This is a genomic window from Rhodococcus sp. PAE-6, from assembly GCF_025290685.1.
Classification (GTDB): domain Bacteria; phylum Actinomycetota; class Actinomycetes; order Mycobacteriales; family Mycobacteriaceae; genus Rhodococcus; species Rhodococcus pyridinivorans.
The window spans coordinates 401,320-420,611 of sequence record NZ_JAOCLZ010000003.1; the positions used below are offsets into that span (position 1 = coordinate 401,320).

The 19,292-nt window shown below is 68.7% G+C and carries 15 protein-coding genes; 6 read left to right on the forward strand and 9 right to left on the reverse strand.

Annotation, left to right across the window (positions count from 1 at the left end; genetic code table 11):
• Positions 1–12: 12 nt before the first annotated feature.
• Positions 13–1,548 carry an ABC-F family ATP-binding cassette domain-containing protein gene (locus NVV99_RS09800; protein ID WP_006552712.1) on the reverse strand — a complete coding sequence of 512 codons (1,536 nt, stop codon included), beginning with the start codon at positions 1,546–1,548 and terminating at the stop codon, positions 13–15.
• A 192-nt stretch (positions 1,549–1,740) separates the two neighbouring features.
• Between NVV99_RS09800 and NVV99_RS09805 the strand changes: the two genes are divergently transcribed.
• The 3 genes from NVV99_RS09805 (at position 1,741) to NVV99_RS09815 (ending at position 6,110) form a co-directional block, all read left to right on the forward strand.
• Complete coding sequence (locus NVV99_RS09805) at positions 1,741–3,510, forward strand: penicillin-binding transpeptidase domain-containing protein (RefSeq protein WP_024102067.1); 1,770 nt, start codon at positions 1,741–1,743, stop codon at positions 3,508–3,510.
• Positions 3,511–3,588: 78 nt separating this feature from the next.
• Positions 3,589–5,268: an NTF2-like N-terminal transpeptidase domain-containing protein gene (locus tag NVV99_RS09810; protein ID WP_024102066.1), complete on the forward strand. Its 1,680-nt coding sequence runs from the start codon at positions 3,589–3,591 to the stop codon at positions 5,266–5,268.
• Positions 5,269–5,372: 104 nt separating this feature from the next.
• A complete protein-coding gene (locus NVV99_RS09815) occupies positions 5,373–6,110 on the forward strand; it encodes a sulfite exporter TauE/SafE family protein (RefSeq protein ID WP_024102065.1) in 738 nt (245 codons plus the stop codon).
• Positions 6,111–6,131: 21 nt separating this feature from the next.
• Here NVV99_RS09815 and NVV99_RS09820 read toward each other — a convergent pair whose 3' ends face one another.
• The 5 genes from NVV99_RS09820 to NVV99_RS09840 all read right to left on the reverse strand — a co-directional run bounded on the left by NVV99_RS09820 (position 6,132) and on the right by NVV99_RS09840 (position 11,607).
• Positions 6,132–7,604: a peptide MFS transporter gene (locus NVV99_RS09820; RefSeq protein ID WP_033096407.1), complete on the reverse strand. Its 1,473-nt coding sequence runs from the start codon at positions 7,602–7,604 to the stop codon at positions 6,132–6,134.
• Between the two features lie 129 nt (positions 7,605–7,733).
• Complete coding sequence (locus tag NVV99_RS09825) at positions 7,734–8,114, reverse strand: DUF3054 domain-containing protein (RefSeq protein ID WP_024102064.1); 381 nt, start codon at positions 8,112–8,114, stop codon at positions 7,734–7,736.
• Positions 8,115–8,248: 134 nt separating this feature from the next.
• The gene (locus NVV99_RS09830; RefSeq protein WP_019290865.1) at positions 8,249–8,803 is read right to left on the reverse strand and encodes a YceI family protein; all 555 of its coding nucleotides are present in this window, start codon (positions 8,801–8,803) and stop codon (positions 8,249–8,251) included.
• Positions 8,804–8,892: 89 nt separating this feature from the next.
• A complete protein-coding gene (locus NVV99_RS09835; RefSeq protein ID WP_228044692.1) occupies positions 8,893–10,014 on the reverse strand; it encodes a YbhN family protein in 1,122 nt (373 codons plus the stop codon).
• An 84-nt stretch (positions 10,015–10,098) separates the two neighbouring features.
• Positions 10,099–11,607 carry an adenylate/guanylate cyclase domain-containing protein gene (locus tag NVV99_RS09840; RefSeq protein WP_019290866.1) on the reverse strand — a complete coding sequence of 503 codons (1,509 nt, stop codon included), beginning with the start codon at positions 11,605–11,607 and terminating at the stop codon, positions 10,099–10,101.
• Positions 11,608–11,781: 174 nt separating this feature from the next.
• Between NVV99_RS09840 and macS the strand changes: the two genes are divergently transcribed.
• The 3 genes from macS to NVV99_RS09855 all read left to right on the forward strand — a co-directional run bounded on the left by macS (position 11,782) and on the right by NVV99_RS09855 (position 14,347).
• Complete coding sequence (gene macS / locus NVV99_RS09845) at positions 11,782–12,984, forward strand: MacS family sensor histidine kinase (protein WP_024102063.1); 1,203 nt, start codon at positions 11,782–11,784, stop codon at positions 12,982–12,984.
• Entirely contained in the window at positions 12,984–13,610 is a 627-nt protein-coding gene (locus NVV99_RS09850) for a response regulator transcription factor (protein ID WP_006552702.1), read from the forward strand. Before macS ends, NVV99_RS09850 begins: the two co-directional genes overlap by 1 nt.
• 62 nt (positions 13,611–13,672) lie before the next feature.
• The gene (locus NVV99_RS09855) at positions 13,673–14,347 is read left to right on the forward strand and encodes a DUF1707 domain-containing protein (RefSeq protein ID WP_024102061.1); all 675 of its coding nucleotides are present in this window, start codon (positions 13,673–13,675) and stop codon (positions 14,345–14,347) included.
• Between the two features lie 57 nt (positions 14,348–14,404).
• Here NVV99_RS09855 and NVV99_RS09860 read toward each other — a convergent pair whose 3' ends face one another.
• The 3 genes from NVV99_RS09860 to trmB are packed head-to-tail and all read right to left on the reverse strand — an operon-like array spanning position 14,405 to position 19,254.
• Entirely contained in the window at positions 14,405–17,809 is a 3,405-nt protein-coding gene (locus NVV99_RS09860) for an MMPL family transporter (RefSeq protein WP_024102060.1), read from the reverse strand.
• Between the two features lie 9 nt (positions 17,810–17,818).
• A complete protein-coding gene (locus NVV99_RS09865) occupies positions 17,819–18,511 on the reverse strand; it encodes an NYN domain-containing protein (protein WP_006552699.1) in 693 nt (230 codons plus the stop codon).
• Positions 18,508–19,254: a tRNA (guanosine(46)-N7)-methyltransferase TrmB gene (trmB, locus tag NVV99_RS09870; protein WP_006552698.1), complete on the reverse strand. Its 747-nt coding sequence runs from the start codon at positions 19,252–19,254 to the stop codon at positions 18,508–18,510. The genes NVV99_RS09865 and trmB overlap by 4 nt, the downstream gene beginning before the upstream one ends.
• Positions 19,255–19,292 lie beyond the last annotated feature (38 nt).

Sequence of the window (19,292 nt, forward strand, 5' to 3'; positions counted from 1 at the left end):
TCGCCGAACGGCTCACCGCCCGAGCTCGACCGACCGATCCACCTCCACCTCCTCCAGGAATCGTTCGTCGTGCGAGACCACCACGAGCGCACCGCTGTAGGCACGCAGGGCCTGGGTCAGGTGCGCGAGACCGGCCAGGTCGAGGTTGTTGGTGGGCTCGTCCAGCAGCAACAACTGCGGAGCGGGATCGGCCGCGAGCACGATCGCGAGCGCGGCCCGCAGTCGTTCCCCACCCGACAGTGCCCCCACGGCGACCTCGGCGTGCCGGCCGCGGAACAGGAAGCGCGCCAGACGTGCCCGCACCTGCTGCGGAGTCAGGTGCGGCGCACGATCCTCGGCGTTCTCCGCGACCGAACGATCGTCGTCGAAGATGTCGAGCCGCTGCGGGAGCAACGCGAAGGGAACGTGGGGTTCCGCCTCGACGATGCGGTGCAGCAGGGTCGTCTTCCCCGACCCGTTGGGGCCGCGCAGCGCGATCCGTTCCGGCCCGACGATCTCGAGCGGTGCGTCCGCCACACGCCGGCCGGGTGGAACCGCGGTTCCGGGCAGGTCGATGCGGATCTCCGGATCGTCGCGCACGGCGTCCTTCGCGCGATCGAGGTTCTCCCGTGCAGTGGTCAGATCCTCCTCGTGCTCACGGCGGAATCGCCCGGCGGATTCCTGCGCCTGCCGTTTGCGCGCGCCCATGACGATCTTGGGTTCGCGCTTCTGCTCGTACATCTTCTGCCCGTAGCGTTGCCGCCGGGCGAGCGTGACGTGCGCCGCCGCCAATTCGCGTGCCTGACGCCGCACGTCGTTACGGGCGTCCCGCACTGCGGCCCGTGCCGCCTCCTGCTCCTCCGCGACGATCCGTTCGTACTCGCCGAATCCGCCGCCGAACAGGCGCAGAGCCCCGTTGCGCAGTTCGGCGATCGAGTCCATGCGGTCGAGCAGTTCCCGGTCGTGCCCGGCGACGAGCACCGTGCCGGGGAACCGGTCGAGCGCATCCTGCAGGCGCGCACGTCCGTCGGCGTCGAGATTGTTCGTCGGCTCGTCGAGCAACAGCGCGTCCGGCTCGTCGAGCAGGCGTGCGGTGAAGGCGAGCAGCACCGTCTCCCCGCCGGAGAGCTGACCGACGGTGCGGTCGAAATCCCCGACGTCGTGCAGGATCCGGTCGAGGCCGACGCGATGCATGAGCGCAAGAGCGCGGTCCTCGATGTCCCACCGATCGGCTACGACCTCGAAGTCCCGATCGTCGAACGATCCTGATTCGATGCGGCGCAGGGACTTTCGGATATCGCCGATGCCGAGGACGGAATCGACCGGCACCGTCGGATCGAGGGTCACGTCCTGAGGGAGGTAGGCGACCCGTCCCCGCACCGTCGACGAACCGGAGGTCGGGCGGAGTTCACCCGCGATCAACCGGAGCAGGGTGGTCTTCCCACTTCCGTTGCGTCCCACCAGGCCGATCCGCCCCGCCGGGACGACGGCGTCGAGATCCTGCACGGCGATGGTGCCGTCCGGATGGGCGTAGGAGAGTGCGGACAGCGTGATACCGGATGAAGACATGATGGCTCCCGAAGGGTGAGGGTCGATTGCGCGAGTGCGCGGGGACGGGACCTCTCACAGGAGCAACGGACTTCTCCGATCGACGGGTACGGGATGCGAACACCATGGTGAGCCCGCACCGTCCGGGATGCAACCGAATATTTCACCCCGACTCCTACCTGCGATAACAGGCACGGGCTCGAAAGTGCAGGCATGATCGGGACCGTGTGGATCCGACTGATCGGTATGGGAGTCGCGACAGCCACGGTGCTGTCGCTGTCGGCGTGTGCCCTCGGCCCCGATCAGCCCGAGACGATCGCGGAGGAGTTCGCTGCCGCTCTCGACGCCGGCGACGTCTCCGGAGCGGCAGCGCTGACCACCGATCCGGTAGCCGCGGAGTCCGCGATCGATGTCCTCTTCGCCGGCCTCGGCCACGACGACCCGACCGTGAGTGTCGCGGGGACGGGCGACGGCGACACCTTCGACCTCGACGTGACGTGGAACTTCGGGGAGGGCCGCGACTGGTCGTACCGCACCACCGGCAGCGCGACGGAGGACCCCGAGGCCGACGCGTGGCGGGTCCGCTGGGACCCCACGGTGCTGTCACCGGAACTGGCGGGCGGCGCGTCGCTGGAGTATCTGACCACCGTCGGCGCCCCGCCGACGATCTTCGACCGGGCCGGGCGGCCGCTCATGGGGGAGCAGGTCGTCACCGTCGTGAACCTGGATGCCACCGCCGATCCCGCCGCGGTCGCTCCCGTGCTGGCCACGGTCGTCCCGACGATCACGGCGGAGAGTCTCGCCGAGCAGGTCGCGGTGGCCGCCGGCGGCGCTGCGGGAGTGATCACGCTGCGTGAGGAGGACCTCGCACCGATCGAGGATCGCCTCGCCGCGCTGCCCGGCGTGACGCTCGTGCCGCAGACCCGTCTCCTCACCACCGAGCGCGACCTCGCCTCGCCCGTGTGGTCCGGCCTCGCCGAACTGTGGCAGGAGGGGCAGGACGCCTCGGCCGGCTGGGTGATCCGGCGGGTCGCGGCGGACGGCACGACGAGCCAGGTCGCCGGCGAAGCCGGACCGGAGGCACCCGACCTGACCAGCACGATCGACCTCGACCTGCAGCGACGGGCCGAGGAGGTCCTCGCGGGTTTCGACACGCCCGCGGTGATCGTCGGGATCGAACCCTCGACGGGCGCGATCCGCACGATGGCCCAGAACGACGCGGCCGACGCCGAGGGGCCGATCGCCGCGACCGGCCTCTATCCGCCGGGGTCGACGTTCAAGGTGGTGACGACGGCGGCGGCGCTCGATGCCGGGCTCGCCGAACCCGACACCGTGCTGCCGTGCCCGGGCGTCGCATCGGTCGGCTCACGAACGATCCCGAACGACGAGAACTTCGATCTCGGCCCCGTGCCGCTGCACACCGCGTTCGCGTTCTCGTGCAATACGACCATGGGGCAGCTCGCTCTGGACCTGCCGCCCGACGCCCTGCGCGCCACCGCGGAACGCTTCGGTCTCGGCATCGATTACGTCACGCCCGGTCTCGTCACGGTCACGGGTAACGTGCCGGTCGCAGACACCGATGCTGCCCGCGTGGAGGCAGCGATCGGACAAGGTCGGGTGACGGCGTCGCCGTTCGGGATGGCGCTGGTCGCAGCCTCGGCGGCGAACGGCCGCACGCCGGTTCCGACGATCGTGGAGGGGCAGCCGGCGACCGCGGATCGGGAGGCCGAACCGATGCCCGGGGACGTGCTGACGGCACTGCGAGAGATGATGCGCGAGACTGTGATCGAGGGTACAGCCGGCACGTTGCGCGACATTCCCGATCTGGCGGGGAAGACGGGGACGGCGGAGTACGGTGACAACGTCGGGGCGCACGGCTGGTTTATCGGATCACAGGATAATCTTGCCTTTGCGGTGTTCGTGTCGGGGGCGGACGGCTCCGCCCCTGCCGTCGAGGCGGCGGGGCGATGGCTGAGGGGGTAGGACGCGTGGCGCAATTGTGATGTGTTCGTGCACAACGCGTGCTGGTATCTCGTGTGACTGAAGTGAAGGTTGTTACATATGAGATTTCGTGATTGGCGGGGGAAGCGGGGGCGCATCGTCGCGCTGGCCGTGTGCCTCGTCGTGGCTGTCGTCGCTCTGACGACGGTTGTGTTCTCGGATTCTCGAAGCGAGGCGCAACGCCTCGTCGACGACTTCGTTGCCGCCCTCGACGATCGTGATGCGGGCGCAGCGGCGGCCCTGACCTCCTACCCGAACGCGGCGGAGGAAACGATCTCGCAGATGTACGACGGTCTGTCCGACGGCACCGTCGACTACGACGTCACCCAGCTGGTCGAACTCAACGACGACTCGGGATACTTCACGCTCTCCGCCGGCTGGAATTTCGGTGAGGGCAAGGACTGGTCGTATCAGGTCACCGGTTCGGTGCGGAAGCTCGCCGTCGGCTGGCGTGTGTCCTGGGACCCGGAGGTCGTCGTCCCCGACCTGTCCGGCGGACGCACCGTCCACCACGTGCGCACCGACGCCGCGCCGCCGAAGATCTTCGACCGCACGGGCCGCCTCCTCATGGAGGAACAGACCATCAACGCCGTGGTGCTCGACCCGGCGGCGATGCCCGACCCCGTCGACACCACCACTCGTCTCGCGGCGGTTCTCGAGCCGGTCGCACCCGTCATCACCGCCCAGCTGATGCAGGAGCGGATGGCGGAGAACCCCGGAAACCGGATCACCGCGGTCAAGCTCCGCGACCAGGACTACCAGTTCCTCGAGGGCGGCATCGTGTCGATCCCCGGGGTCGAGGTGCTCACGACACCCACCCTGATCAGCGCCGATCGGCGGATCTCCACGCCGCTGCTCGACTCGCTGCGCTCGGCCTGGCAGCTCGAACGCGACCGGACGGCAGGCTGGGCGGTCACCCTCGAGGATCCCGAGGAGGGCCCGATCCAGGTGGCGGGCTTCCAGGGCCCGCCGCCTCCGGACCTGCAGGCGACCGTCGACTCCCAGGTGCAGCTCGCCGCGAAGGAAGCGGTCGTCACCGCAGGTACCCCGGCCGCGGTGGTCGCCATCCAGCCCTCGACCGGTGGCATCCTCGCCGCCGACGTCAACAACTGGGCCATGGAACTCGGTCCCGTCATCACCCACGGTCTCTACCCGGCCGGCGGCGTTCTCGATCCGGTCCGGCTCGCGGCCGGCCTCGAGCGCGGCGTCGATCCGAACGACGTGGGATCCGATGACGTCGCCTCGACCGCCCGTCGCCTCGGCCTCGGCGTCGACTACGACGTGCCGGGCTTCGAGTTCGAGACCTCGCAGATCGGGCACAACCGCTCCGGAGTTGTCCAGTTCGCTGGATCGGATTCCGACGAGAACCTGATCACGCCGCTCGGCGCCGCGGTGCTGGCCGCCTCGGTCGCACGGGGCAGCGTCGCTGCCCCGACGATCGTGCAGGGCCAGGAGACGGTCGTCCACGACGCCCCCGAGGCGCTGCCCGGTTCTGTGATCGACGCCCTGCGCGGCATGATGATCGACAACGTGCAGAACGGTCCGGCGTCCTTCCTCCGCGGACACGCCGGTCTCGCGGGTATCGCCGCGGCGAGCGGTGAGGACCGCTGGTTCTTCGGCTACACCGGCGGCGACCTGGCCTTCGCGGTCTTCGTCGCCGATGCCGACGGCGGCGACCGCGCGATCAAGATGGCCGACACCTTCCTGCGCAAGCTCGGAGAACCCCTGCTCGGGGAGTGATCGGCCGGAGGCCGGTCCATGGTGCGCTGATCGGCCGGAGGCCGGTCCATGGTGCGCTGATCCGCCGGAGGCCGGTCCGCGGCGTACAGGTACGTTGAGCGACCGTGACCGTCCTCGACCTGGCACTGCTCGTGGTTGCCGGATTCTTCGCGGGTGTCGTCGGGTTCGTCACCGGCCTGGCGTCGATCGTCTCGTATCCGGCGTTGCTCGCCGTCGGCCTCCCGCCGGTCGCGGCGAACGTCACCAACACCGTCGCGATGGTCGGTGTGGGTGTCGGGGCGCTGACCAATTCGGCGCGGGAGGTCGTCGACACCGGCCCCCGCGTGTGGTGGTGGACGCTCTACGCCGCGCTCGGCGGCGTGGTCGGCGCGGCTGTCCTGCTCGTCGCGCCGCCCGACTCGTTCGAGGCGATCGTTCCGGGTTTCGTCGCGCTCGCCGCTCTCGCGCTGCTGCTCCAACCACGCATCCGCACCCTGGCCGGCGGTCGCGACATGCCGCGGGTGTTCTCCGTGGCGGTCTTCGTCGTCGCGGTCTACGGCGGATACTTCGGTGCCGGCGCCGGCGTCGTCTTCTACGCGCTGGTGCTTATCTGCACGTCCGAGCAGATTTGGCGCGCGAGCATCCTCAAGAGCTACCTGCTCGGCGTCGCCAACCTGGTCGCGGCGATCGGGTTCGCAGTCTTCGGACCCGTGCACTGGGGTGCGGCGGCCGCCATGGCCGTCGGCGCGTTCGCGGGTGGCTACTGCGGTCCGCCGCTCGTGCGGCGCATACCCCCGAACCTGCTGCGCGTGGGTGTCGCGCTCGCAGGGTTCGGGTTGGCGGTATGGCTCGCTCTCCGCTGAGCAGCGTCCTGTGCAGTGGTGCTACTGCACGCCGTGCATGAGCTTCTTGATGTGCGGCGCGAAGAGGGCCAGCACGATGCCCACTGCGATCGACGCTCCGCCGATCCACAGGTAGTACGGCACCTCGTTGTTCTCGTCGTAGAACCCCGCGAGGGTGCCGGCCATGGCCGTACCGCATGCGACGGACAGGTAGAACAACGCGACCATCTGCGTGTGGAAGTTCTTCGGCGCGAGCTTCGTCGACAGCGACAGTCCGACGGGGGACAGGAACAGCTCGGCGAAGGTGAACAGCAGCAGGATGAAGACCAGTCCGAGCAGCGGAGCGCTGTTGGGGCCGCCACCGGCCATGGGGATGAAGCATAGGAAGGCGATGCCCATGATGATCGTGCCTGCGGCGAACTTGATGGGCGACGAGGGCTGACGCGGTCCGAGTTTGGTCCACACGGCGGCGAAGACACCCGCGAACAGGATGATGAAGACCGGGTTGATCGACTGCACCCAGGACGGCGGGAACTCCCACCCGAACAGATTACGGTCCAGGCGTGTGTCGGCGTAGACGGCGACCATCGTGAACTGTTGCTGGAAGAGCGACCAGAACACCGCGCTCGCGATGAACATCGGGATGAACGACAGCACCCGGCTGCGCTCGACCGGCGTGATCTGCTTGCTCGACAGCATGAGGACGAAGTAGGTGATCGTCGCGATGATGGTCAGGGCGACGACGATGTCGGACATGTTGCTCGTCGTGACGAGGCCGGTCAGCGCGGCGACCGCGATGAGGACCACGGCGACCAGACCGATCCCGGCGGCTTTCGTGCGCGTCTCGGCGGGAAGCGGATGGGGTGGCACCTTGCCGATGTCGCCGAGATGCTTGCGGTAGATCGTGTACTGCAGCAGGCCGAGGAACATGCCGACCGCGGCGAGACCGAAGCCCCAGTGGAAGCCGTAACGCGTCTGTAGGAAGCCGGTGAGCAGCGGGCCGACGAGCGCGCCGATGTTCACGCCCATGTAGAAGATGGAGAAACCGGCGTCGCGTCGCGGGTCCTGCTCGTCGTAGAGATCGCCGACGATCGACGTCGCCGTGGCCTTCAGACCACCGCTACCGAACGCGACCAGCACCAGGCCGATACCCACCCCGACGAAACCGGGCAGCACCGCGAGCGCGATGTGGCCGAACATGATGAGCACGGCGCTGTAGAACAGGGTCCGTTCGGAACCCAGCAGCCGGTCGGCGATCCACGCCCCGAGAATCGTCGACAGGTAGACCGTGCCGCCGTAGGCGCCGACGATGGAGGTCGCAGCCCCCTGGCTGATCCCCAGCCCGCCCTCGGATGCCGAGTAGTACAGGTAGTAGATCAGGATGCCCTGCATGCCGTAGAAGGAGAATCGCTCCCACATCTCGACACCGAACAGGTTGGCCAGGGGTAGTGGCTGACCGAAGAACCGATGGTCGGATCGCGACCCGGTCAGAGTAGGTGGTTCCAGCGTGGACATGATCTCCACTGTTCCACCGCACGGGGCGCGAGCGCGAAAAATTCGCGTATCCCGCGGTCGCAGATCACACTTCGCGTGCGAGTGCGAGAGCTGCGACCGGAGGGTCGGTACTGGTCGACCTCGGCGAGGTCAGTGAGCGTCGACCTTGCGGTGCTGGAGCAGTCCGACGACCACGCGCCAGCCCACCAGGAACAGGCCCAAGAAGATCGTCGCGACGATGATGAAGGCGGTTGCGGTGCCCTGACCGGTGACGGCCCGCAGCAGCAACCCCACGACGAGGGTGCTCACCCACACGAGCAGTCCGGTGGGAACGGCCGCGAAGGCGTCGAACTTGTCGCGGTAGAGCCACGCGGTGAAGAACCATCCGACGGTGAGGCCGCCGAGGAACGGCCACGCCGTTCCTGCGAGCCCCACGAGATCGAGCACTTCGTCGTGACTGGAACGACCGAGCACGGCGAATACGACGACGAGAACGACGTCGATCGCCAACGCCGGGATGTACTTCTTCACGGGTCCAGAGTAGCGGCGGCGCGGGGCGCGTCGGAATCTCCGGCGCGTGCTCTCGAGCACGATCCGGACCGGTAGAGCGGGTGGAACGCGGCAGCGCCCCTGCCGGAGCAGGGGCGCTGTCTGTGCGAGAGGGGTCAGGCCTGCAGGCCGGCCTCGATCTCGAGGGTGATGGTGATCTTGTCGCCGACGACGGCTCCGCCGCCTTCGAGCGGCATTTCGATGCTGATGCCGAAATCCTTGCGGTTGATGACGGTGGTGGCCTCGAAGCCGGCGACCGGGCCCTGGCCCATGCCGGGGTTGACGCCGTTGAACTCGAGCTTCAGGTCGACCGGGCGGGTGACGCCGTGGAGCGTGAAGTCGCCCGTGACGATGTAGTTATCACCGTCGGCACGCACGTCGGTCGAGGTGAAGGTGGCGACGGGGAACTGCTCGGCGTCGAAGAAGTCGGCGGAGCGGATGTGCGCGTCGCGGTCGGCGTTCTTGGTGTTGATCGACTTGACGTCGATCTCGGCGTTCACCGATGCGGTGCCGTCCTCGGCGACGGTGATGGCGCCGGAGAAGTTCTCGAAGGTGCCGCGAACCTTGCTGACGACGAGGTGCCGGACGGTGAAGCCCACGTTCGAGTGGACGGGATCGATGGCCCAGGTGCCGGTGGTCAGGCCGGGGAAGGTGGTGGTGGCGGTCGTCATGGTGGTCCTCCTCGATGGTCAAACTTTCAACTGCTTGTCGACAACCATGCCACCAAATAGTTGCATGCGCAACTACATCGTGAGGTGGATCACGCCGGCTCGGGATTCTCGACCGGACGACGCCGCCGCTCCAGGGCGCTGCGCTCGTGTTCTGCGCGCTCGGCGATCGGATCGATCTCGTCGGGTCCGTTGCCCCGGTACATCGCGGCGACGGTGGCCCAGCCCGCCAGGGCCACGAACGCGAAGCTCACCATCCGATACACGAAGACCGCTGCCAGCGACTGCGACGCGCTCAGCCCGGCAGCGGTGAGCGTCGCGATGAGGGTGCCGTCCACGAATCCGAGGCCGCCCGGTGCGAGCGGCACGCTGCCCACGGCCTTCGCCGCCGCGAACGCGATGAACAACCCCGCCACCGACGGGGAGCCGCCGACAGCCCAGCACGCCAGTCCGAGGCACGCGACATCGGCTGCACGGTGCACGGCCGACCACGCCACCGCGGCCACACCGTCGCGACGCGCGAGTTCGACGGACTCGAGCTGCGCGAGGGTGCGTTCGAAGACGTCGAAGCCGGTGTCCCTCGGCTTCCTCGTGATGCGGTTGACCCGACGGAGCACCCACGTGCCCGCCGCCTCGATCGACGTGGGGTTCTTCGCGACGTACCGCAGGCCGAAAATCAACGCGATCGCGCCCGCGAGCGACAACACGAGAGTGACGGGGCTGATCCGGCTGCCCACCGCGAACGCACCGATCATGCCCACCGACGCCAGGGTCACGGCCGCGATGACGCCGGAAACCGCGAGTTGCCACGAGGCGACCACGGGGGTCGCACCCCACTTGCGGGTCTGCTTGTAGGTGAAGGCCGTGGAGAAGACCGGACCTGCGGGCAGGGTCACCGCCATCGCCGTGCTGCCGTAGATCACCGACGCCGAACGCCAGTGCCCGACGCGCACCCCGCCGGCGCGGAGCAGTCGCTGCTGCACTCCCGCGAAGCCGCTGAGGGAGATCATCTGCGCCAGCACGGCCGCCGCGAACCAGCCCCAGTGCATCTCCGTGACCGCGCGCCACGAGTCGCTCATCGTCGGCCACAGGTAGATCGCCTCGACCGTCAGCAGAGCCACGAGGGCGATCGCCGACACCCACTTGATCCACCGGAACGAGCCCCGACGCGGCGTGGCGTCGGGGCATGGAGGATCGTCGTGCGGCTGCGCCACGCTGTTCACCGTAACCGACCGTCGGGTCACGAAGAGGGCGCTGTGGCCGTTCCGCGTCGTTCGCGGGTGTCGCGGGACGGACCGTCACTCGTCCGTCGAAGTGTTCGATTCGTCCGTCCCGTTCGCTTCTCCGGGGGCTCCGGGATAGCGAACCGGCCATGCGAGATGGGTCATCCGCCGCCGGCCGCGAAGCTGCACCTCGTCGCCGAGTTCCCAGTGGCTGCGCTCCTCGTCGTCCGCGAAGTACAACGCGCTCGACGACGCGAGAACCCTACTCGGACGCAGTTTCGCCAGCTCGGTCAGGCGCGAGGCCTCGTTGACCGGGTCGCCGATCACCGTGTACTCGAAGCGCTCCGCCGCGCCGATGTTGCCGGCCACCGCGAGTCCCGCCGACACGCCGATCCCGACATCGAGTCCGGTGATCTCGTCCAGAGCGAAACGCAGTTCGCGGGCCGCCGCGAGCGCCGCCGTGGGGGCGTCCGGCCGGTCGAGGGGAGCGCCGAAGATCACCAATGCCGCGTCGCCCATGAACTTGTTGACGAAGCCGTGATGATGGTCGACCACCTCGACGACGACACGGAAGAACTCGTTGAGCAGTTCGACGACCTCGCTCGGTGGGCGCTCGGCGGCCGTCGCCGTCGAACCCACCATGTCGACGAACAGCACCGCGACGTAGCGCGTCTCACCACCGAGCTCGGTGCCGTACTGCAGGGCCCGGCGCGCGACGTCCTCACCGACGTGCTGACCGAACAACTCCCGCAGACGCCGGCGTTCGTCGGACTCGGCCATCATGCGGTTGAAGCCGACCTGTAGGCGTCCGATCTCACTGCCGTCGAACACCTCGACCTGCACTCCCGAGGCGCCGCGCTGCACGCGTTCGATCGCCCAGCGCAACTGCTTGATCGGGTCGGAGATCTGCGCCGACGTCAGCAGCGACAACACGAGCGCGAGACCGATCGACGTCACCGCGAGGGCGAGCACGGACAGGGCGAGCGCGTCGGCGTCGAAGTCGGTGTTGGCGCTCAACTGCGTCACGCACAGCAGCACGATCCCGGCGACCGGCATGAGCGTGCCCAGACCCCAGGTCATGGCCAGGCGCGTGCCGACGCCGGGAGCCATCGTCCGGTCGAAGTTCCCCTCGCTCAGCGCCCGCGCGGCGACCGGCCGCAGGATGCGTTCACCGAGCATGTAGGTGAAACCGAAGGTGCTGGTCGCGGCCATCGCGACGGTGACCGAGACCGCCACTGCGAGCGACGGCATCTCCTCGGCGGTGAGGAAGACGAAGAGCACGCCGCCGAGCAGCCACAGACCGAGGTGCACGATCGCCTGTCGCAGCGGGGCGTGCAGGGCCGCCATCTGTTCGGCCCGGGTGGGCGGGCCGCCGCGGAGCTGCCACCGGACGACAGAGCGCAGCGTGATCGCTGCGGCGCCGAGGCTCACGATGCCGGCGAAGACCAGGTACACCGCGAAGACCGCGAAGTTGCGGACCCGATCCGCGATGATGGCGTCGGTCTCGGCGATGGGGATGCCGTACCGGACGAAGGCGAACACGAGCATCGCACCGAACAGGTTCGACGCGCCCATGGAGACCATGTAGAGCGGCCAACGACTCCGCAAGGTGGCGGCGACAGCTCGGTACGACCTCAGCACGACTTCAAATCAAACCACTGTGCGGACGGTCACAGGATGGGGCGGTCACTGTTGGAGGCGCGGAGTGGTTGGATTCACTCGCCCCACCTACTGTGACGAAAGGTGCGAAACGTACACATGAGGCCGCCTCCGACCGGTCCCGACGCGGATGCACCCCTGTGGCGGGCCGCCCAGGTCTTTCGGCTCGTGACCGTCGCATATGCGGTGGGATCGCAGTTCTCGACCGTCGTGAACTACACCCGTCCGGGCTTGTCGTGGTTCTTCACCGGGGTGCTCGTGACGTGGTCGCTCGTCTCGGCGGTGTTGCTCTCCCGCGAGGCACGACTGCGCCGCACGGTCACCGTGGTGGACCAGATCCTCGCCGTCGCGTTGATGGCGGCGACCCGGCTGGTCGCCGACCACGACTGGTACAGCAACCACCAGACCATGCCCACCACGCTGTGGGTCGCCAACGCCGTGCTGTCGGCCGCGATCCTCGGCGGTCCGCTCACGGGCATCGGCTCGGCGCTGCTGATGTCCGTCGTCAGCGCGGTGGTGCGCGACCAGATCAACCTCGACCTGTGGCGCGACGCGACGGCGCCGGTGCTCGTCGCGTGCGGTGTGGCAATGGGTTTCGCCACCACCACCGCGCGCAGTGCGCACCGGCAACTCGAGCAGGCCGTGCGCGTGGCAGCGGCCACCGAGGAACGGGACCGGCTCGCCCGGCAGGTGCACGACGGCGTGCTGCAGGTGCTCGCGCTCGTGCAGCGGCGCGGACTCGAGCTGGGCGGTGATGCGACGGAACTCGCCGAGTTGGCCCGCGAACAGGAGACCGCGCTGCGGCAGCTGATCTCCGAACAGGACACCGACGTCGACCGCGGCGGTGAGCATGCCGACCTCACCGCCCTCGTCCGGGCCAGGGCCGGGACCGGTGCGACGGTGTCCGCTCCCGCCGGCCCGATCATGATCCCGCGGGATCGAGCGGAGGAACTCGCGGCGCTCACGACAGCGGCGCTGTCGAACACGCAACTGCACGCCGGCGCCGGTGCCGCCGCCTACATCCTCCTCGAGGATCTCGGCGACGAGATCGTACTCAGCATCCGGGACGACGGCGTCGGGATCGAACCGGGCAGACTCGACGAAGCTCGCGAACAGGGACGCATGGGGGTGTCCAAGTCGATCGTCGGGCGAGCGGAATGGCTCGGCGGCGTCGCACTGCTCGACAGCGATGTAGGCGAAGGAACCGAATGGGAGATCCGGGTACCGAAGGGGAATGAGTGGCCGAGATCAGCGCGGAAACACACGAGAACAGCACAGAGGAACGCAGCACCGTCAGCGTGATGGTGGTCGACGACCACCCGATCTGGCGCAACGCCGTCGGACGTGACCTCGAGGAGGCCGGGTTCACCGTCGTCGCCGAGGCCGACGGTGTCGCGAGCGCCGCGCGCCGTGCCGCCGTCGTCCGCCCCGACGTCGTGCTCATGGACATGGCGATGCCCGACGGCACCGGCACGGAGGCGACCCGCGCGGTCCTCGAGGTCTCCCCGGACAGCCGGGTGCTGGTCCTGTCGGCGTCCTCCGAACGCGACGACGTCCTCGGCGCGGTCAAGGCGGGCGCGTCCGGCTATCTCGTGAAGAGCGCCTCGGTGCACGAACTCGTCGACGCCGTCCTCGCGACCGCGCGGGGACAGGCCGTTTTCACCCCCGGACTGGCCGGGCTCGTGCTCGGCGAGTACCGCCGGATGTCGAACGACGTCGCCGACCGGAGACCCCCACCGACCCTGACCGGCAGGGAGACCGAAGTGTTGCGTCTCGTCGCGAAAGGGTTGTCGGCGAAACAGATCGCAGCGCGACTGACGCTCAGCCACCGCACGGTGGAGAACCACGTCCAAGCGGCGCTACGCAAACTGCAGCTCGCCAACCGCGTCGAACTCACCCGCTACGTCATCGAACAGGGCCTCGAATAGCGCCCCGCACAGTGGCTCCGACGACTTCGGAGGCATACCGTTCGTCCCGTTAAGCTCAGGGCATGGAACCGAAGGATCTGCGGGTGTCGGACGCCGAGCGCGAGCACGTCGGCGAACTTCTGCAGCGGGCGGTCGGGCAGGGAATGCTCTCGCTCGGGGAGTTCACCGAACGGATGGACACCGTCCTCGCGGCCAAGACCCGAGGCGACCTGAACCAGGTGCTCGTCGACCTGCCCGGTATCCAGATCCGGCCCGAGTTCCAGGAGCAGAATCTGCCGGGCATGTCGCAGGCGCACTATCCGGCGCCGAGTGCGGCCGGCTTCCCCGCGCCGAGTGCAGCTGCTTTCCCCGCGACCGGCCAGGGCGCTCCTCTCGTGATCAAGGGCCGCGTCTCCGGCATCGAACGCAAGGGTCGCTGGCACGTGCCGCCCGCCGTCGTTCTCGACACCGTCGCGTCCTCCGTGACCCTCGATTTCACCGAAGCGGTGATGCAGACGCAGGTCGTGCGGATCGACGTGAGCGACTACCTCAGCTCGATCAACATCGTGCTCCCCGCCGAGGCCACGGCCGACGTCAACGGCGTCGAGAACGTCGCGTCGAGCGTGTCGTCGAAGGTGCGCGGCGGAGCGCCGTACGGACCGCTGCACGTCGTGGTGACAGGCAAGGTCCGCGGCGGGAGCTTCAACGTCACCCATCCGCTGTCCACGCGGCTGCGGAAGTTCTTCAACGGCAGCTGACCCCGGAAACACCCGAGGCGACCCGCTCTGCGGGTCGCCTCGAGTTCGTTCGTCAGATCAGTCGCGACGCTGCCGGGCGATCAGCTCACTGACGCTGATCGAACGGCCGCTGTCGGGACCGTGGCGTCCACGCCTCCGCGACTCCGCGTCGTTCTGCTCCGGCTGCGATTCGTCCGCTCGCGCTTCCGGCCGCTCGCCGGCCGGGCGGGGCGGCTGCTCCGGACCACGGGACCGGGAGGGCAGAGGCGGACGGGGACCGTTCTGTGTCGGCGGCTGCATGCCCTGCGTCGGCGGCTGCTGAGTGCCCGGCACGGGCGGTCGGGCAGGTCCCTGCGCCGGAGGTCGCTGGGCCTCCGATGTCGGGGGACGTTGCGAGTCCGGCGCCGAGGGGCGCGGTGCGTCGGAAGTGGGCCTCGGTCGCTGGGCCGAAGACTCCCCGCCGGGCGACGTACGGCGCAACTGCGACAGCCAGTTCTCGATCGCCTGCGGATCCCGTCCACGACCGGTGCCGGGTTCGCTCGGACGCGGAGCCGGGGCACCGGGCAGAGCTTCCGCATCGCCCGGGACAGCGGGCGGTCGGATGAAGGACTGCGGCAGCGGCGGCGGAACCTCCCCGCGCTGACGGCGGGGGAGCGGAGGCACCGACGACGGCGACGACGGGTCGGACGCACCGCGCTGTGTGGCATCGAGCGCACCGCGCTGTGTGGCATCGAGCGCACCGCGCTGTGTCTGATCGAGCGCACCGCGCTGTGTCTGATCGAGCGCACCGCGCTGTGTCTGATCGAGCGCACCGCGCTGCGTGACATCGCGCTGCGGCATCTCGGGGGCACGACGTTCGGGCTTCTCCGGGACACCCTTCTCCGGGCCTCCGAGCCCCGGAAGAGCCGAGCCGTTGCGCTCGTCCACCGGCGGCCGACCCTCCGGGCGACGACGCGGCTCCGGGATCGGACGCGACGGACGCCCCGGACCCGTACCGGGCTGCACCGGACGGCTCGCCGGCATCGGACGCCCGGCTGCGGGCGGCACCCGTTCGCCGTTCCGCGGAGCAGCAGGGGGACGACCGGACGCGGGCGCGGCCGGACGGACCGGGGGGCGGCCCGGGGCCTGCCGTCGCACCGGCGGCGGCGTGAGATCGCGGAGCTTGCGCTGTTCGGCGGCCGGCCTCGGCGGAGCGATCTTGGGCAGCGGCTGCGTGAGGTCGGAGCCGCCCTCGAAGGCACCTGCCGGGAAGCGGTGCGCGCCCGTGGCCGCGACCGTCGCCGGCCCGAACATGCCGACGGTGATGAGCTCGGGAACGTCCTCGGGCATCAGTTCGTCGGCGAGGATCGGCTCGCCCAAGCCGATCTTCTCCTGGATCCGCTTCATCCACGCCGGAGCCCACCAGCAGTCGTCGCCGAGCAGCTTCATCACGGCGGGCACGAGGAACATGCGGATGACGGTCGCGTCGATGATCAGCGCGGCGATCATGCCGAACGCGATGTACTTCATCATCACCAGCTCCGAGAACCCGAAGGCACCGGTGACGACGATGAGGATCAGGGCGGCCGCGGTGATGATGCGACCGGTGTGGGCGGTACCGATACGGATCGACTCGGTGGTGCTCGCCCCCATCGATCTCGCCTCGACCATTCTGGAGAGCAGGAACACCTCGTAGTCGGTCGACAGGCCGTACACGATCGCGATGATCAGCACGAGCACCGGCGACATGATCGGCCCCGGGGTGAAGTTGAGCAGGTCGGCGCCGTTGCCGTCGATGAAGATCCAGGTGAGGATGCCCAGCGTCGAGCCGAGACCCAGGGCGCTCATCAACACGGCCTTGACCGGCAGCACGAGCGAGCCGAACGCCAGGAACATCAGCAACGTCGTCAACAGCACGACGACCACGACCATCAGTGGCAGGGTTTCGAGCAGGGCCCCGATGGAGTCCTGCTCGATCGCCGGGGTGCCGCCGACGAGCACTTCGACACCCTCGGGCCATTCGGCTGCGTGCAGGTACTCGACGGTGTCGGCGGACTCGTTGCGGTCGGTCAGACCGGCCTTGAGCACACGGACGCCGTCCTTCGCGGGGCCGGTGATCTGGAACTTCTCGACGAGGCCGGGAGCTTCGCTGGCCGTCGTGATGATCTTGTTGAGGTCGCCGCCCTCGGCGCCGCGGACCACGAGCTTGACCGGCTCGGCGCGCTGGCCTGGGAACAGTTCGTCGAAGGTCTCCTGCGCGACGCGCGTGGGGTGCTCGGGCGGCAGGTAGGTCTCGTTGATGCCGCCGAACTTGATGCCGGTCAGCGGCATGATGAGCAGCAGCAGGCCGATGACCGTCGGGATGGTCACCTTCATCGGGTTGACCATCACCCAGCGGCACAGGCGGCCGAGGAAACTGTTCTCGACCTGCTCGTTCGACTGGATCTGCCCGAAGCGTTTCATGCCGAACTTGTCGATGCGCCTGCCGAGGATGCTCAGGATGGCGGGCAGGATCGTGATCGACAGCAGGGCAGCCAGTGAGACCGCCGAGATCGCGCCGTAGGCGACCGACTTGAGGAAGCCCTGCGGGAACAGCACGAGACCACCGAGGCTGGTGACGACCATCGTCGCCGAGAACACCACCGTGCGACCTGCGGTGACGACGGTGCGTCGCACCGCCGCCGGGGTGTCGTAACCCTCGGCGAGTTCCTCACGGAACCGCGACACCATGAACAGGCCGTAGTCGATCGCCAGGCCCAGGCCGATCAGTGAGACGACCGGTGCGACGAACGAGTTGACCTCGGTGAAGTTGGTGATCAACCGGACGATGCCGTTCGCCGCGACGATCGTGAGACCACCGGTGATCAGCGGGAGAGCGGCCGCGACGACGCCACCGAAGACGAAGAACAACAGGATGCCGACGGCCGGGATCGCGAGGATCTCCATGCGCTTGATGTCGTTGGCCATCGTGTCGTTCAGTGCGCCGGAGATCGGCTGCAGACCGGCGAGCTGCACGTCGACGCCGTCGATGTAGAAGGCGTCCTTGATCTCGCGGAAGTTGCCGGTCAGCTCCGTGTCGTCCTCGCCGGCGATCGCGACCGACGCGATCGCGTGCTGACGCGACGGATCGGCCAGCGACGGCAGCGACGGCGCGTCGTCGGTGGGCCAGTACGCACCGTTGATCTTGAGGATTTCGTCGGGATGCTCGGCGACCAGCGAGTTCAGGCTGTCGGTGACCTTCGCCGCGAACTCGGGATCGTCGACCGTGCTGCCCTCGGGTGCCGTGTACAGCACCAGCACGTCGCCCGCGGTGTCGCGGCCGAAGGTGCCGTCGGCGAGCTTGGCAGCGGCGACGGACTCCGAACCGGGATCGTCCCAGCCGCTCTGGCTGAGGTGATCGTTCAGGCTCAGCCCGTACCCGGCGAGCGCGAGCAACCCCGCGACCATCACCGCAATGACGGTGAAGCGCGCGCGGTAGACGAGCTCTCCCCAACGGTCGAACACGTAAGTCTCCTATTCGGCGACGCTCTTGCGCCCCACCAGGAGAGCAGAAAGCGGTCGGAACGGCTGCAGCCAGGCACCCTCGTCGGGCAGCGATTCCAGGCTGACGCGGGGCAGCGGTTCGCGGAACACACCGGGAATGTCCTCGAGATCGAGGAACTGGATGATCTCGGAGGTCACCGCCCAGCTGGCGTGCTCGCGGAAACCGAGCACCTGGGTCGCGATGCCCTCCTGTGCGAGCCGCTCGAGGGGTTCACGGAACGCCTGCCCGTCGGCGGAGGCCACCATGACACCCGCGAGACCTTCCCGGTGCCTCAGCTCGATGTGGTCCAGCATGTCGGAGTCGACATCGCTGTCCTCGTCGATCTTCGGCTTGGCGAACACCGCGAAGCCCACATTACGCAAGGCCTCGACCCAGGGGCGGACGACGTCCGCGCTGCCGGGGGCGATATTGGTGAACACCGTGGCTTCGGGTTCGAGGGTCGCGGAGTGCAGACGCGACAGTTCGGCGGTGCGTCCGAGCAGCCACCGGCCGAGAGCGTCGAAGCGCGGGCGGTAGGCCGCGGTGGGCCGGCCGCCGAGGATCGCGCCGAGGCCCATGTCGAGGTTGGGTGCGTCCCAGACGAGCAGGACCTTTCGGACCGGCTCGACACCGTCGATCGCGGAGGGGTCGGTCACGCCGGGAAGCTCTTCATGGACACTCATGCTCCGATCTTCCCCCAGACGAACTCGTTGATAGCGCTACCCACCTGGTGTGCCTTGTCCTCGAACTTGGTGACGGGGCGTTCGAGGCTGATCGGGGAGGTGCCGGTGAAGCGGGCGAGGCGCGGTTCGGCATCGCCCACCTCGGCGATGGCCTCGGCGTAATCGGCGTGGTCGGTGGCCACGTGCAGCACTCCACCGGGCTTCAATCGGTCGGCGATCAGGGCGAACGTCGGGGCCTGCAGGAGTCGGCGCTTGTGGTGGCGGGCCTTGGGCCACGGATCCGGGAAGAACACCCGCACGCCGGTGAGTGACGCGGTGGTCAGCATCTTCTCGAGCACCTCGACGGCGTCGCCGCGCAGGATCCGCAGGTTCCGGATCGGCGCGTCGGTGTTGCAGCTGCGTTCGATGTTCTGCAGTGTCTGGGCGATGCCGGGCTTGTAGACCTCCACGGCGATGAGGTTCACCTCGGGCTCGGCTTGGGCCATAGCGACCGCGGCGGTTCCTGTTCCGGATCCGATCTCGAGGACGAGGGGCGCGGAGCGACCGAACCAGGCGTCGACGTCGAGCGGTTCGTCGCCGACTTCCTTGCCGAGTTCGGGCCAACGACGGTCCCAGCACTGCTGCTGGGGGTCGGTCAGCGATCCACGGCGGGACCGGAAACTCGTCACCCTGGGGTATAGGCGGTTCCCGCGGGTCGGGCGCTCCTCGAGCGTCTCGGTGGTGTGCTGATCGGCTTCGTTCACCGGTCCATTGTCGCGTATTCCGAGAGTGTGTGGCGGGA

Excerpts from the sequence above, each read along its gene's own strand:
- NVV99_RS09830 (WP_019290865.1), bottom strand. The coding sequence starts at position 8,803 with ATGACGACCGCCACCACCACCTTCCCCGGCCTGACCACCGGCACCTGG.
- NVV99_RS09810 (WP_024102066.1), top strand. The coding sequence starts at position 3,589 with ATGAGATTTCGTGATTGGCGGGGGAAGCGGGGGCGCATCGTCGCGCTG.
- NVV99_RS09840 (WP_019290866.1), bottom strand. The coding sequence starts at position 11,607 with ATGGTCTCCATGGGCGCGTCGAACCTGTTCGGTGCGATGCTCGTGTTC.
- NVV99_RS09855 (WP_024102061.1), top strand. The coding sequence starts at position 13,673 with ATGGAACCGAAGGATCTGCGGGTGTCGGACGCCGAGCGCGAGCACGTC.
- macS (WP_024102063.1), top strand. The coding sequence starts at position 11,782 with ATGAGGCCGCCTCCGACCGGTCCCGACGCGGATGCACCCCTGTGGCGG.
- NVV99_RS09800 (WP_006552712.1), bottom strand. The coding sequence starts at position 1,548 with ATGTCTTCATCCGGTATCACGCTGTCCGCACTCTCCTACGCCCATCCG.
- NVV99_RS09820 (WP_033096407.1), bottom strand. The coding sequence starts at position 7,604 with ATGTCCACGCTGGAACCACCTACTCTGACCGGGTCGCGATCCGACCAT.
- NVV99_RS09805 (WP_024102067.1), top strand. The coding sequence starts at position 1,741 with ATGATCGGGACCGTGTGGATCCGACTGATCGGTATGGGAGTCGCGACA.
- NVV99_RS09865 (WP_006552699.1), bottom strand. The coding sequence starts at position 18,511 with ATGAGTGTCCATGAAGAGCTTCCCGGCGTGACCGACCCCTCCGCGATC.
- NVV99_RS09850 (WP_006552702.1), top strand. The coding sequence starts at position 12,984 with ATGGTGGTCGACGACCACCCGATCTGGCGCAACGCCGTCGGACGTGAC.